Raw genomic sequence first — 13,079 nt, 5'->3', positions numbered from 1 at the left:
TGCGATGAAGGTCGACCGCATCCATCACGTGGCCTACCGCTGCAAGGACGCCAAGGAAACCGTGCTCTGGTACAACCAGATGCTGAAGATGGACTTCGTGCTGGCCATTGCCGAGGACCAGGTGCCCTCGACCAAGGCGCCCGATCCATACATGCATGTCTTCATGGACGCCGGCAACGGCAATGTGCTGGCCTTCTTCGAGCTGCCCACGCAGCCGCCCATGGGCCGCGACCCGAATACGCCTGCCTGGGTGCAACACATCGCCTTCCGCGTCAAGGACCGGGCCGAGCTGCTCGAATTCAAGGCCCACCTGGAAGCCAATGGTGTCGACGTGCTGGGTGTGACCGACCACGGCGCGTTCCACTCCATCTACTTCTTCGACCCCAACGGCCACCGTGTGGAGCTGGCCTGCCCGGACCCTGATGAGGAAGCCATGATCAAGAGGCTTGATGCCGTGAAATGGGACATGCTTGAAGACTGGTCGAGAACGAAGCGCGCGCCCAAGCATGCAGCCTTTCTGCACGAGAGGGAGTTCCAGCAATGAACCAGACCCTGAATGAAACCCTGAACCCCCAGCTCCAGAGCTGGGTAGTTTCGGCCAACGCCGCAGGCTGCGACTTCCCCATCCAGAACCTGCCTTTCGGGCGCTTTCGCACGCAGGGCGATAGCGGCTGGCGCATCGGCGTTGCCATCGGCGATCAGGTGCTGGACCTGCGCAAAGCCGGCCTGACCGACCATGCTGACATGCACAGGCTGATGCAGGCCACGCTGCAGGAGCGCCAGGCCCTGCGTCAGGCGCTCTCCGAAGGCCTGCGCATGGGCAGTACCCGGCAATCGGCTTGGGAGCCAGCGCTGCTGGCCCAATCGGCTGTGGAACTGGGCCTGCCCTGCGAGGTCGGTGACTACACCGACTTCTATGTCGGCATTCATCACGCCAGCGAAGTGGGCCGGCAGTTCCGTCCCGACAACCCGCTACTGCCCAACTACAAATGGGTGCCCATCGGCTACCACGGCCGTGCCTCCACCTTGCAGGCCAGTGGCTCGTCCTTCCACCGCCCCATGGGTCAGGTCAAGGCGCCAGATGCAGCACAGCCCGTGCTGGCCCCTTGCGCGCGGCTGGACATCGAGCTGGAGCTGGGCATCTTCATCGGCCAGCCCAATGCACAGGGCGTGCCCGTGTCCATACAGGATGCAGAGCAGCATGTCTTCGGCATCACGCTGTTCAATGACTGGAGCGCGCGCGACATCCAGGCCTGGGAATACCAGCCGTTGGGGCCTTTCCTGTCCAAGAACTTCGCCAGCACCGTCTCGCCTTGGATGGTGACGATGGAGGCACTGGAGCCGTTTCGCCAGCCGTTCAGCCGCCCCGAAGGCGACCCCGATCCGCTGCCGTACCTGGACTCTGTCAGCAACCGCACGCGCGGTGCCATCGCTGTCCAGATGGAAGTGGTACTACAGACGGCGCGCATGGCTAGGGAAGGGCATGCGGGTGATGTGATCAGCCGCTCCAGCTTCGCCGAGGCCGCCTATTGGACCGTGGCGCAGCTCGTGACCCACCACACCGTCAACGGCTGCGCGTTGCGCGCGGGCGACCTGCTGGGCTCGGGTACGCTGTCTGGGCCGACCCTGGCGCAGAGTGGTTCGCTGCTGGAGTTGACCACGGGCGGCAAGAACCGCATCACGCTGTCGAACGGCGAAACGCGGGGCTTTCTGGAGGACGGCGACACCGTCGTGCTGCGTGCCTATTGCGAGGGTGCGGGCGCGCGCCGCATCGGCTTTGGTGAATGCCGGGGCACGGTGCTGCCGGCCCGAACGGAAGGTTGAGGGATTGAATACCTGGGCCTGATGACTTGCTCATGTAGAAGCAGAATTTGCTTCAATGTGCAGCTGCAGGCCTTTATGGAGCATCTTTCTCGCACAGGCCGTAAGCACATCAAATGGTGAAGCTGCGCCTTGATGGCCCCGGTATTTCCCGGGCGTCGAGGCGCAGGGTGCTGGTGATTTGCGTGATGCTCCCGGCCTTGCTGTTTGTGAGGCATTAGTCACGGCCGTCATGAACTGGCGGTATCTGTAGCTTGCGTGCTTCTGCGACCTGCTCAAAGCGGGTCGTAACGCGCATGCCTGGGGTTGAACCAGCGCAGTTCCTGCTTGCCCAGGCTTTGCAGATGCTCCCGGGCCTGTTGGACAAGAGGCCTCTTCAGATCCTTGGGCTGCAGCGGGCGTGACTTGCCGGCTTCTTCCAGTCGCAGCACGCTGGCGTGCTCGCAGGTATCGCTATAGCTGCGCACCACAAGGCTCAGGCTGCCCAGCGTAAAGCGGTAGATGTCGTACTCGTAGTAGTACTCGTAGAAGCCTTCGGCATCAGCTTCGCTGGCGTCGATATGGTGGCTGCATTCCACCTGCATGACATCTGCGCCCATGATTCAGGTGCAATCGGTGTGGAGCCGGTGCCTGCCGCACTTCACACAGCGAAACAGATAGCCACCCACGGGATCGCCGGTCTTGCTGATGGCCTGAAGATAAGGCTCGGGCATGCCGGCAATATCGCCTTGCAGCTCGGCCTGCAGGGTCTGGATTTCGGCGTAATCGGTATAGCCGACAAAGGCACAGGGCTGGTTGCAATGTACCAGCCATTGCTCTTGCTGCCAGCTGTGATAGCTGGGCGTGCGTTCGCAGACTTCCAGCAGCAGCTCGCGCTCCATGACGATGCTGTCAGGTTCGTCGGGATCGGCGCTCACGCCTTCAATGCCCAGATAGTCGTTGAATTCGCCCTTGTAGCGCTGGGCTGCGCTGCCGTCGGCAATGCACCAGGGACACAGATAGTCGGGCGTTTCGCGGCTGTAGAAAGAGCTGTTGTACTTGAGCTCGCGCGCCTGACCACAACAAGAGCAGATACCGCGTTCAGCCACAAACAGATTCAGTGCATAGGCATTGGGGCTGAGTCGAAATTTCGGCAAATCCATGGAATGCTCCATTCAGGTCTGGCGATTCTGGGCGATGGTCTGCAGCAAATTCCGGCAGGCGTCCTCCACCAGATCGAGCACATGCTCGAAGCCGCTGTCGCCGCCATAGTAGGGATCGGGCACTTCATGCTCGTCAAAGCGCTGGCAGTAGTCGGTCAGCCGCTTCATACGCTGCTGCTGGGAGGGTGTGGCGATGCGACGCGCAGCGACTTCGTTGGCGCTGTCCATAACCAGCACCAGATCGAAATCTTCGAAATCCTGAGCCATGAGCTGGCGTGCGCGCTGCCGACTCAGGGCATAGCCGCGACGGCGCGCATGCTGCTGGCTGCGATGGTCTGGTGCTTCGCCCACGTGGTAGCCATGTGTGCCTGCGGAGTCGACGGTGATGTGCTGCTGCAAGCCGGCATCGGCCACCATTTTTTCGAATACACCATGGGCCGTGGGGCTGCGGCAGATATTGCCGGTGCAGACCATGAGCACACGAAATGCAGTGCTTTCGCGGGTTGCGGAATGTGGATCCTTGTTTGTCACCGAATTTTTTCCCTAATGCGTGTAGCTGCAATCATGAACCTTGGCGATGATCAGCATAAATCGCCGCCGTTTTCTCCGAGGTTTGCTTCGGCAAAGCCCCTTGGTATCCACGTTGCCTTGCTCCAGGCATGTACGCTTTGATAGCGACCGGACTTCATGAAACGCCAGCGCATCATCGCCCGCGATTCCCAAGAGCTCACGCGCCTCCTTGGAAGTCTTCGTGATGGGATTCATATGCACAGCACTTCCTGCCTTCACCTCTGCTCGATAAGTGCGGCGATTGTGAAGAACAGGCTGCCCGGATTCGATGCCTTGTTGATAGGGCTCCAGAAAGCAAAAAGCCCGCTCAGTGGCGGGCTGGGAGGTTGAATCGCGGTGTTATGAGGTCTTGTTTCGACCGCGATAGTTCAAGTCGGTGGCGGAGTAGTTGTCGCGTGTACGCCAGTCCATCTGGATGGGGCCTGCATGTTCAGGTGGATAGCTGATGCGTTCCTTTTCCCGGCTGAGCTCCCATTTCTTGGCTTCGACAACATGGTGAACGGTCGATTCTTTGGCTTTTTTCATGGGCACGGCTTTCAGTAGGTTTCCGAACGATCGTTCTACGGTACATGGATAAAGCGGGCGGGTCTAGCGATTTCATGCTTGTGTCCTGCGGGGTTGGCTTGCCCTGCAACTGCACTCTTTCGCAGATGGCTGAAGGTTGAAAACCAAAGGTCTTTCAATTCACCTATACTGGATTCACTCGCTGCTCAGGCCGTTCGCCCCGGCAGCGCCTGTCTGACACCTATGCCGCCCCTTGGCCGCCGGTAACCGCTCTTTCACGCAAAGCACGCGGTCGTCACTCCCTCCTAGGCGAACCCCACCAGATCCTGAACATCCTTATGGATCTGCGTTGCCCTCTGCATCCGGCATGGGCATTCCCTGTCTCATTTGATGGTCCGCACAATCGTGCGTGCGGTCGTCCGTTTTCATGCTGCACAAAAAAATTACAGAGCAGATTGGCCGTTATGTGGTCACACCTCTGACTCAGCCGAGCTCCAGTGGCCAATACCTGGCTGCCGTTTCCATTCGCCGCGGTGCTTATGACCGCGTCATCCGATTTATCCCTCAGTTTTCTAACGAGTCACTCGCCTCCAGCTATGCCCTTACCGAAGGTCGGAACATGGTGCTGAATCAAAGGCTGAACTGAGCGGCTGAATCCTTCACTCACAGGAGACACTTTGTCCAAAGAAGAACTAATCGAGATGTCGGGCCGAGTCGATGAAGTGCTGCCAGATTCGCGATTTCGCGTGACTCTGGAGAACGGCCATCAGCTCATTGCCTACAGCGGCGGAAAGATGCGCAAGCACCGTATCCGTGTGCTTGCTGGCGACAAAGTGACCGTTGAAATGTCGCCCTACGACCTGAACAAAGGGCGAGTGACCTTCCGCCATTTGCCTCCTCGCGCAGGAGGGGCTCCGGCGACTCAGTTCAAGCGCCGTCGTTAAGCCTCCTCAGCCTCTTATCCGCTCATCGCTGAAATGCCTGAGCAATCTTTGAAAGAACACAATGCAATCCAATCTCTACGTTACCAATCTCGGCTATTCCATTGACGGTGAGGCCTTGCGCGCACATTTCAGCAGCTGCGGTGATGTGATCTCTGCAGACGTTATCTCGGATCGTGAAACTGGTCGCTCGCGTGGCTTCGGCTTCGTTGAGATGAGCACTCAGGAGCAGGCACAAAAAGCCATCGAGATGCTGAACGATCAACCGCTTGGCGGCCGCGCTCTGGGAGTGGCCTTGGCCCGTCCACGCAAATAAGCTTTTTCGATTTGTAAGAAGGGCTCACGCCAAAAGCGTGGGCTTTTTTCTTTGTAGTTGCTGTCGTCGGGCCCAAGAGACACGCTTCTTGATTTCCTGGAGTGGAGCCCTCGCTGCCCTTGATTGCAGGGGAGAGGCCGCGGCATCGCATGTCGTGATCAAAGTGCAAGTGCCATGTGGACTATTTATCCCACTCCAGCAGACAATTCAGCCTCAAGCCAGGGCCTGCCCAAACGCTCCGGGGCTGATGTCAGCCAGATGACTGTGGCGGCATGCTTGCCGCGCACTCGCATCTCCAAATCGTGGCACGCCAAAAGCCACCTCTGGCGGGGCCCAAAATGAACATACTGGCGCTACCAATAGCGATAGCTATGGCGCATTCTGATATGCCTGGCTTCCTCCCGATCTCTGTCCTCCTCGCTTGATTCGTATTGCTCCAAATTCGGCGGGCTAGGGAAATCTGATTGCATGGAGAACACCTGCTTGACAGCTTCCCAAAATTTCAAGAACCGCAATGAAATGTGAGGTACTTGCATATAGATCTCCTGCCTATGGTGACGGGTTAGGGTGTATCGCCTGATCTCAGGCTACGCCGTTAAATGGCTTTCAGCAGCAAGCTAAAAAGGCATCGGGAATGCAGGCCCAGGGCAAGAGCCGCTTCAAAGAGAGGCCGCCGAAATTGGCGACCAAAGATTGCACAAATGTGGGCTCGCCAGCGATCACGCTATCTGGATTTATGGCTTGGTTAAATCAGTCCTATCGTCTATTGGCTGTGCGACGGGTGGTTTTTGCGATGTGTCTTGTTCGAAGCTTGAGGGGCCAGGCGGCAGCTCGGAAATGGGCTGTAGCAGGATGAACCACATATCACGCCAGAACTCGACATAACGTTGGTGAATAAGCAGTGAATACATAGAAAACCTCCGACCCATTGTTGATTTAGCTTATAAATTGATAGCTGAAATCACAGAGGATGTACCTGCTTTTGCTCTTGTTTTTTCTTTTCCGCTTCGGTGGGTTGAGGTTTTTTCTCGTCCGGCATAGCAGGAGTTACGGAACTGAGCAGAAACATTTGCTTGACAGTGTCCCAGAAGCGCAGAAGGGAGTTGGATGTTTGACTTTGTGACATATAGACCTCCGGTCTATGGTGGCTAGCCAGGATGGGCTGCCTATATTCACCCTACTCTTTTAAATACCCTTAAACGAGGCTTGTTTGTAAGCAACTCTTAGTGGTCATTTATTGAAGAAAATTTGAGCCCCTAGGGATCCTCTGCACGAATCCACGCCTGATGTGCTTGCAAGGGCCTGAAGCCCAGACAATACAGACATGAAGCAAAGCAGCCTGGGCCTGAGCAACACCGTCAAGCGCACCCGCAAGCGCGAATTCCTGGACGCCATGGAGCTGGTGGTTCCTTGGGCTGAACTGGTAGCGCTGATAGCGCCCTACGCCCCCGAGAGTGGGCGGCGGGGTCAGCAGCCCTTTGCGGTGCAGACGCTGCTGCGCATCCACTTCATGCAGCAGTGGTTCAAGCTCAGCGACCCTGCAATGGAAGAAGCGCTGCATGATGTGCCTGCGTTTCGTGACTTCGCAGGTCTGTCTCGTTGGGACGAACACATCCCCAGCGAGTCGAGCATCCTGCGCTTCAGGCACCTGCTGGAACGCCACAAGCTGGCCGAACAAATCCTGGCCACGGTCAACGCACTGCTGCAAGCCAAGGGCTTGCAGTTGAAGGCGGGCACCGTGGTGGATGCCACGCTGATTGCGGCCCCCAGTTCCACCAAGAACCAAAGTGGCGAGCGTGACCCCGAGATGCACCAGAGCAAGAAGGGCAACCAGTGGTACTTTGGCATGAAGGCCCACATCGGGGTGGATGCCGACTCGGGCCTGGTGCACACAGTGCGGGGCACGGCTGGCAACGTCAGCGACATCGTCGAAGCCAACAGCCTGCTGCACGGGCAGGAGACAGATGCCTTTGGTGATGCGGGCTACCAAGGGGCGGACAAGCGCCCCGATGCCAGGCAAGCCGTGTGCTGGCACGTGGCCATGCGCCCAGGCCTGCGCCGGGCGCTGGACAAAGACAAGCCTCTTGATGATCTGATCGACCAGCTGGAGCGCACCAAGGCGCGCATCCGGGCCAAGGTGGAACACCCCTTCAGGGTGCTCAAGCAGCAGTTTGGATATGTGAAGGTGCGCTACCGTGGTTTGAAGAAAAACACGGCGCAGATCGTGACGCTGTTTGCCCTGTCCAACCTGTGGATGGCCAGGCACAAGCTGAAAGCCATGGCACAGGTGCGCGTGCAAGGGGCGTAATGCCCACGAAATCGGGGAATTGCATCCCCCTGGAGGCGCCTGGACAACGTTTGGGCGCCTTGCTGAGGCAGGCTTTATCTCACGGACGGGCGTAGCTCACTTCCAAGTAATTCGTGCAGACCTTCCCTAGAGTTGCTTTTTGATTGAAATGATTTCTTTAAGCTGCATTTTTGCGTAAGTGAATCGTAAGAAAAATGCCTGTTTGTCGACCCTGATATGAATTGATGAGGCGCGTTGACGGTGAGAGATTTTTATTTATTCAAATTGTGAAATGACTGAAGGTCTCTTGAGATTTTTCAGATCAAAAACAAAAGCGCCCTCATCTTTTGTTTTTGATCCCGCCAAAGTCCTGCGAGGGAAGGCATATGCAGGTCGCATGCAGGCTAAATGCTCATACCTCCGCTAGCAGTACCGACCATGAGCATGAGAAAGAGCGGATGGCCCCTCATGGCAGCTGCTCCTGATTCTGAATTTGCGCCTGTCTGGCCTGCGCTTCGGCCATCTGGGTTTCCAGTCCACCGATCTGTAGCTGCAGCTGACGCAGGCTGCTTTGCATGGTCACACCCAACAGGCTGCGCATGGCTTCGAAGAACAGCACCAGGAACAGCACCACGGGCAGCACACCCCAGCGCAGCCAGGGCGATGCCTGATTGACCCAGGCAACGATGCAGACCACGGCGGCCATGGCCACGGCAAACAGATTCCATTTTCTGGAGCGCTGCATCTTCTGTTCGTATTGCTGGCGTGTGGCTTCCAGTTTCACGCCGGTGGCCTTGAGCTGGTCCAGAGAGGCTTGCAACTCTGGCAGAGTGGGGGTGGCGGAAGAGTCTTGGGTCTGCATGAGAGTCGGTTTTGAATTTGATAGCTGTCAGCGCTTGTCCATCAAGCGTTTGAGTCGGTTTTAGCTTTTGATCTGATGGCGCAGCGCATCGAACTCCAGGCTCCATTGCGTGCGCAGCGCGCGCTTTTCGCCCTCGTCTATCCAGGCCGCATCGATGCCGTTGAGCATGAAGTCCTTGAGGTCGGCCGTCGAAAAACCAAAGTCGCTGACCATCTTGGTCCAGGCTCCCGTGGGGTTCACATGGTGCAGCGTGGGGTCGTCGGTATTGGGGTGGACGCGAATGCCCATGGCAGGCATCTGGCGAATCGGGTGGTCCAGCGCCCAGCGCTCGGGGGCCAGCGTGCGCAGATAGTAGGAGTTGGTCGGCACCACGGTGAAGACGATGCCCAGATCGGCGCAGCGCTTGGCCAGCTCGGGGTTGTCGATGACGGTGTAGCCATGGTCCACGCGGTCGACCTTGAGAGTCTCGATGGCCGTTTGCAGATTGTTCCAGGGCAGACCGAATTCGCTGGCATGGGCCGTGGTCTTGAGGCCGTTGCGACGCGCCAGCGCATAGGCCTCGATGAACAACTCGGGCGGGCGCTCGTTTTCGCGGTAGTCGATGCCAATGCCTGGCACATCGTCGTGGCGGTTTTCCAGCATCCACTGCACCATCTGCACGGCGTCTTCGGGCGGGGCTTCGCGGTCAATCGATGGCAGCAGGCGACCACGTATGCCGCAGTCTTTCTGCGCGGCCGCCACGCCGGCCAGAATGCCTTGCTGGGCCTGGGCATAGCTCATGCCAGAGCATTGCACCGTGCCCGTGGGGTTCCAGAAGAACTCGGCATAGCGCACATTGTGGGCGGCAGCGTCCTGCAGGTACTCGTAGGTGATGCGCTCCAGGTCGGCAGGTGTCTGCAGCAGCCACTGGTCTAGCGCACGCAGCACACGCAGCACGCCTACGGGCTTTTCACCACGGGTGTAGAAGGCTTCGATTTCCTCCAGCGTCAGCGGAGCCTTCGCGCGTTGTGCGAGCTCGATGAAAGTATTTTTACGCACCGTGCCCAGCAGGTGGCAGTGAAGCTCCATCTTGGGGATGGCATGGGCAAAGGCGGTCAGTTCAGGTGTGGGGGCTGTCGGAGCGGCATTCATGGCGCCCATGGTAGTGGCATGCGATCAGCCTTGCCGTAGGCAGTTTTACGTCATTGCGCAAAGAAAAGCCGTGGCACGGATGCCGCCAGCATGGCAAGGCCCGAGCAGGGCAGCAGGCTCAGCACAATCTGGCGAAAACGTGCATCGCTCACGCCCTTGTAGACGCGTGTACCGAAGATGACCGGCACCAGCACGGCTGGCAGTACCACGGCAAACCAGTGCCACATGGCCGGCTGGATCATGCCGGTAGCCAGATAGCTGGCCATGGTGACGGTCAGCACCGATAGGTTGAAGTTCTGGATCACCGTGCGCTGCACATGGCGCTCAAGGCCGCGCAGCGTGCACCAGAGCGTGGGCACGGTGCCGCTGAAACCACCGAGCCCGCCCATGGCGCCACCAATCAGGCCCGCAAGCGCGTCGGTGCAGCGAGCCAGCAGGCCGCCGTCCAGCGTCAACCGGGGCAGGTGGGCGCTGAGCAGCATGGTGGGGCACCAGAGCACCAGCAGCAGGCCCAGACCGAATTTGAACCAGTCCATATTCAGATGCGGCATCACAGCTACACCCATGGGAATGCCGACCAGGCCGCCGGCGATGAACGGCAGCAGCGGCTTCCAGTGAAATTCGCGCCGCACGGCGAAGGCCGCAATGATCTGCCCCGTGAGCGAGCCAAATACCGAGAGTACGGCGGCCAGCTGTGGCTCCAGCACCCAGGCCCAGAACGACATGGCCACCATGCCAAATGCAAAGCCCGACAGCCCCTGCACAAAACCAGCCACCGCAGCCCCCAGGGCCACCACCAGCATCATTTCCACGTTCTTGTCTCCATCTGATGGGCCGATTATGGGTGGGGGGGACGCAGGGAATTGCCGTGCAGTTTTCGCATCGGATCAGACGGCTGCGCTATCGTGCGGACCATGCAAGCATCATCTGTCTGGATTCTGGGACTGCGCAATCTCTGGCGCGACCTGCGCGCGGGAGAGCTGCGCCTGGTCATTGTGGCCGTATTGCTGGCCGTGGCGGCACTGAGCTCGGTGGGCTTTTTTGCCGACCGCCTGCAGGCTGGCCTGCAGCGTGATGCGAGACAGCTGCTGGGCGGCGATGTGGTGGTGGTCAGCGACAATCCTGCGCCGGCCATATTTACCACTCATGCCCATGAGCAGCATCTGCAGACGGTGGCGTCGGCCAGTTTCCCGACCATGGCTCGGGCCAGCCAGGAGCAAGGTGGCGCGAGCCGTCTGGTGGCGCTCAAGAGTGTGGAGCCCGGCTACCCGCTGCGTGGCGTGCTGCATCTGAACCAGGGGCCGGGCCAACCCGATCTGGAGGTGCGTGCCATCCCGGAAAGTGGTCATGTCTGGGTCGATGCGCCGCTGCTGGAGGCTCTGGGCCTGAAGCTTGGCGACCAGTTGCTGCTGGGGGACGCCAGCTTCAGAATCGCCCACATCATTGCCATCGAGCCCGATCGTGGTGCAGGCTTCATGAGCTTTGCGCCGCGCGTGATGATCGCCAGCGAAGATTTGGCTGCAACGAAACTGGTGCAGCCGGCCAGCCGCGTCACCTATCGGCTGGCTGTGGCCTCTGCGGTCGAGGCCGGTCGGGCCGGAGAACAAGCTGCGCAGCGCTATCTGAACTGGGCACAGGAGCAGGCCAAGGGCTTGCATGGTGTGCACATAGAGTCGCTGGAAAGCGGTCGCCCCGAAATGCGCCAGACCCTGGACAGGGCCGAGAAATTCCTCAGTCTGGTGGCGCTGCTGTCCGCGCTGCTCTCGGCCGTGGCCGTGGCACTGGCTGCGCGATCTTTCGCCAACAATCATCTCGATGCCTCGGCCATGCTGCGTGTATTGGGACAGAGCCAGCGCCGCATCGCCATGAGCTATGTGGTGGAGTTCGTCTGCATAGGGCTGGCTTCCAGTCTGGCCGGCGTGCTGCTGGGCTGGGCCGTGCACCATGTGTTTGTCTGGCTGCTGGCCGGCCTGCTGGAGGCGGCCTTGCCGGCTGCAGGCATATGGCCTGCGGCTCTGGGTGTAGGCATGGGCATGACCTTGCTGCTGGCCTTTGGTCTGCCGCCGGTGCTGCAACTGGCGCAGGTGCCGCCGCTGCGTGTGATGCGGCGCGATCTGGGGGCGCTCAAACCCGCATCCTGGCTGGTATTGGGCGTGGGGGTGGCGGGCTTTGCCGCGCTGTTGATGGCGGCCAGCCGCGATATCAAGCTGGGCCTGATTGCCGTCGGCGGTTTCGCAGCTGCCGTGCTGCTGTTTGCAGGCCTGGCCTGGCTGGCCGTGAAGCTGCTGCGCCGCCTGGTCAATGAGGCCACGGCGCCGCGCTGGCTGGTCATGGCCACGCGCCAGGTCTCGGCCAAGCCCGTCTATGCGGTGGTGCAGGTCAGCAGTCTGGCTGTAGGTTTGTTGGCTCTGGTGTTGCTGGTGCTGCTGCGCACCGATCTGATTGCCAGCTGGCGCAAGGCCACGCCGGCCGATGCTCCCGATCGCTTTGTCATCAATATCCAGCCCGATCAGGCACAGGAATTTCAGACGGCGCTGCAGAAAGCGGGCGTGCACAGTTATGACTGGTATCCCATGATTCGCGGGCGGCTGATTGCCGTCAACGGCAAGGATGTGAGTCCCGACGACTATGCCGAGGATAGGGCCAAGCGTCTGGTGGACAGGGAGTTCAATATCTCCACGGCCGAAGCCATGCCCGATCACAATCAGATCGTGGGCGGCCGCTGGACGGTGGGCGAGCAGGGCGCCATCAGCATGGAGGAAGGCATTGCCAAGACGCTTGGCTTGAAGCTTGGTGATACCTTGCGCTTCGATGTGGGTGGGCAGGAAAGCGAGGCCCGCATTACCAGCCTGCGCAAGGTGGACTGGAGTTCCATGCGGGCCAACTTCTTTGTGATCTACCCGGTCCGGCACCTGGATGACGTGGCCGTGACCTATCTGGCGGCCTATCGCGCGCCCGACGTCAAGGGCTTTGACAATGCGCTGGTCAATGAATTTCCCAACATCACCAATGTGGACCTGAGCAGCACGCTGGCCCAGGTGCAGCAGGTGATGGACCAGGTCATACGCGCCGTGGAGTTCCTGTTCGGCTTCACGCTGGTGGCGGGTCTGGTCGTGCTGTTTGCTTCCGTCACCGGCACGCGTGAGGAAAGAGCGCGCGAATACGCCATCATGCGCGCCGTGGGTGCCAGGTCCGGCCTGCTACAGCAGGTGCAGAGTGCCGAGCTGGCCGGAGTGGGCCTGATGGCCGGCTTTCTGGCCAGCTGCGTGGCCCTGGCCGTGGGCTGGGCGCTGGCGCGCTGGGTGTTCGATTTCGATTGGAATGTGCTCTGGTGGGTACCGCTGGTGGGCGCGCTGGCGGGCGCATTGCTGGCTTGGCTGGCCGGCTGGTGGGCCTTGCGCGAGGTGGTCAGCCGCCCGGTGATGATCACGCTGCGCCAGGCGGCGGAATAAGAACGTGCTTACGATCTCCTCGCGCCGCGACAGAGGCTTTGCGGGATGTGATG

General features: G+C 59.8%; 15 protein-coding genes. 6 read left to right on the top strand and 9 right to left on the bottom strand.

The genetic code is table 11. The features are described from left to right. The first annotated feature begins 4 nt into the window (after nt 1-4). Both QMY55_RS18675 and fahA read left to right on the top strand, forming a co-directional pair. Nucleotides 5-544 (top strand): VOC family protein, encoded by a 540-nt coding sequence (locus QMY55_RS18675; RefSeq protein ID WP_283485638.1) that lies wholly within the window; start codon nt 5-7, stop codon nt 542-544. Next, complete coding sequence (gene fahA / locus QMY55_RS18670) at nt 541-1,824, top strand: fumarylacetoacetase (protein WP_283485637.1); 1,284 nt, start codon at nt 541-543, stop codon at nt 1,822-1,824. The genes QMY55_RS18675 and fahA overlap by 4 nt, the downstream gene beginning before the upstream one ends. A gap of 272 nt (nt 1,825-2,096) precedes the next feature. Here the strand turns inward: fahA and QMY55_RS18665 are convergent, their stop codons facing one another. The 5 genes from QMY55_RS18665 to QMY55_RS18645 form a co-directional block, all read right to left on the bottom strand. Then, nucleotides 2,097-2,420, bottom strand: a complete 324-nt coding sequence (locus QMY55_RS18665) for a hypothetical protein (RefSeq protein WP_283485636.1) — start codon at nt 2,418-2,420, stop codon at nt 2,097-2,099. Between the two features lie 3 nt (nt 2,421-2,423). Next, complete coding sequence (locus QMY55_RS18660) at nt 2,424-2,963, bottom strand: CbrC family protein (RefSeq protein ID WP_283485635.1); 540 nt, start codon at nt 2,961-2,963, stop codon at nt 2,424-2,426. 12 nt (nt 2,964-2,975) lie between these two features. Then, complete coding sequence (locus tag QMY55_RS18655) at nt 2,976-3,437, bottom strand: low molecular weight protein-tyrosine-phosphatase (RefSeq protein ID WP_283489014.1); 462 nt, start codon at nt 3,435-3,437, stop codon at nt 2,976-2,978. A gap of 69 nt (nt 3,438-3,506) precedes the next feature. Beyond that, a complete protein-coding gene (locus tag QMY55_RS18650; RefSeq protein ID WP_283485634.1) occupies nt 3,507-3,728 on the bottom strand; it encodes a hypothetical protein in 222 nt (73 codons plus the stop codon). A gap of 144 nt (nt 3,729-3,872) precedes the next feature. Next, nucleotides 3,873-4,058 carry a hypothetical protein gene (locus tag QMY55_RS18645; RefSeq protein WP_283485633.1) on the bottom strand — a complete coding sequence of 62 codons (186 nt, stop codon included), beginning with the start codon at nt 4,056-4,058 and terminating at the stop codon, nt 3,873-3,875. A gap of 656 nt (nt 4,059-4,714) precedes the next feature. Here QMY55_RS18645 and infA point away from each other — a divergent pair. Continuing rightward, nucleotides 4,715-4,981: a translation initiation factor IF-1 gene (gene infA / locus QMY55_RS18640; protein ID WP_283485632.1), complete on the top strand. Its 267-nt coding sequence runs from the start codon at nt 4,715-4,717 to the stop codon at nt 4,979-4,981. A 61-nt stretch (nt 4,982-5,042) separates the two neighbouring features. After that, a complete protein-coding gene (locus QMY55_RS18635) occupies nt 5,043-5,294 on the top strand; it encodes an RNA recognition motif domain-containing protein (RefSeq protein WP_283485631.1) in 252 nt (83 codons plus the stop codon). A gap of 961 nt (nt 5,295-6,255) precedes the next feature. Here the strand turns inward: QMY55_RS18635 and QMY55_RS18630 are convergent. Then, on the bottom strand, nt 6,256-6,420 hold the full coding sequence (locus tag QMY55_RS18630; RefSeq protein WP_283485630.1) for a hypothetical protein: 165 nt from the start codon (nt 6,418-6,420) through the stop codon (nt 6,256-6,258). Between the two features lie 198 nt (nt 6,421-6,618). Between QMY55_RS18630 and QMY55_RS18625 the strand changes: the two genes are divergently transcribed. Beyond that, nucleotides 6,619-7,602 carry an IS5 family transposase gene (locus QMY55_RS18625; RefSeq protein WP_283484992.1) on the top strand — a complete coding sequence of 328 codons (984 nt, stop codon included), beginning with the start codon at nt 6,619-6,621 and terminating at the stop codon, nt 7,600-7,602. A 445-nt stretch (nt 7,603-8,047) separates the two neighbouring features. Here QMY55_RS18625 and QMY55_RS18620 read toward each other — a convergent pair whose 3' ends face one another. The 3 genes from QMY55_RS18620 to QMY55_RS18610 are packed head-to-tail and all read right to left on the bottom strand — an operon-like array spanning nt 8,048 to nt 10,380. Next, nucleotides 8,048-8,443, bottom strand: coding sequence for a hypothetical protein (locus QMY55_RS18620; RefSeq protein WP_283485629.1), 396 nt, complete (start codon nt 8,441-8,443; stop codon nt 8,048-8,050). 60 nt (nt 8,444-8,503) lie between these two features. After that, nucleotides 8,504-9,574, bottom strand: a complete 1,071-nt coding sequence (gene add / locus QMY55_RS18615) for an adenosine deaminase (RefSeq protein ID WP_283489013.1) — start codon at nt 9,572-9,574, stop codon at nt 8,504-8,506. 50 nt (nt 9,575-9,624) lie between these two features. Continuing rightward, the gene (locus tag QMY55_RS18610; protein WP_283489012.1) at nt 9,625-10,380 is read right to left on the bottom strand and encodes a sulfite exporter TauE/SafE family protein; all 756 of its coding nucleotides are present in this window, start codon (nt 10,378-10,380) and stop codon (nt 9,625-9,627) included. Nucleotides 10,381-10,488: 108 nt separating this feature from the next. Between QMY55_RS18610 and QMY55_RS18605 the strand changes: the two genes are divergently transcribed. Then, the gene (locus QMY55_RS18605) at nt 10,489-13,026 is read left to right on the top strand and encodes an ABC transporter permease (protein ID WP_283485628.1); all 2,538 of its coding nucleotides are present in this window, start codon (nt 10,489-10,491) and stop codon (nt 13,024-13,026) included. Nucleotides 13,027-13,079 lie beyond the last annotated feature (53 nt).

Source organism: Comamonas resistens (genome assembly GCF_030064165.1).
GTDB lineage: Bacteria > Pseudomonadota > Gammaproteobacteria > Burkholderiales > Burkholderiaceae_C > Comamonas > Comamonas resistens.
Note: the sequence above shows the minus strand (reverse complement) of the source record. Positions and strands in the feature narration are given on the sequence as shown.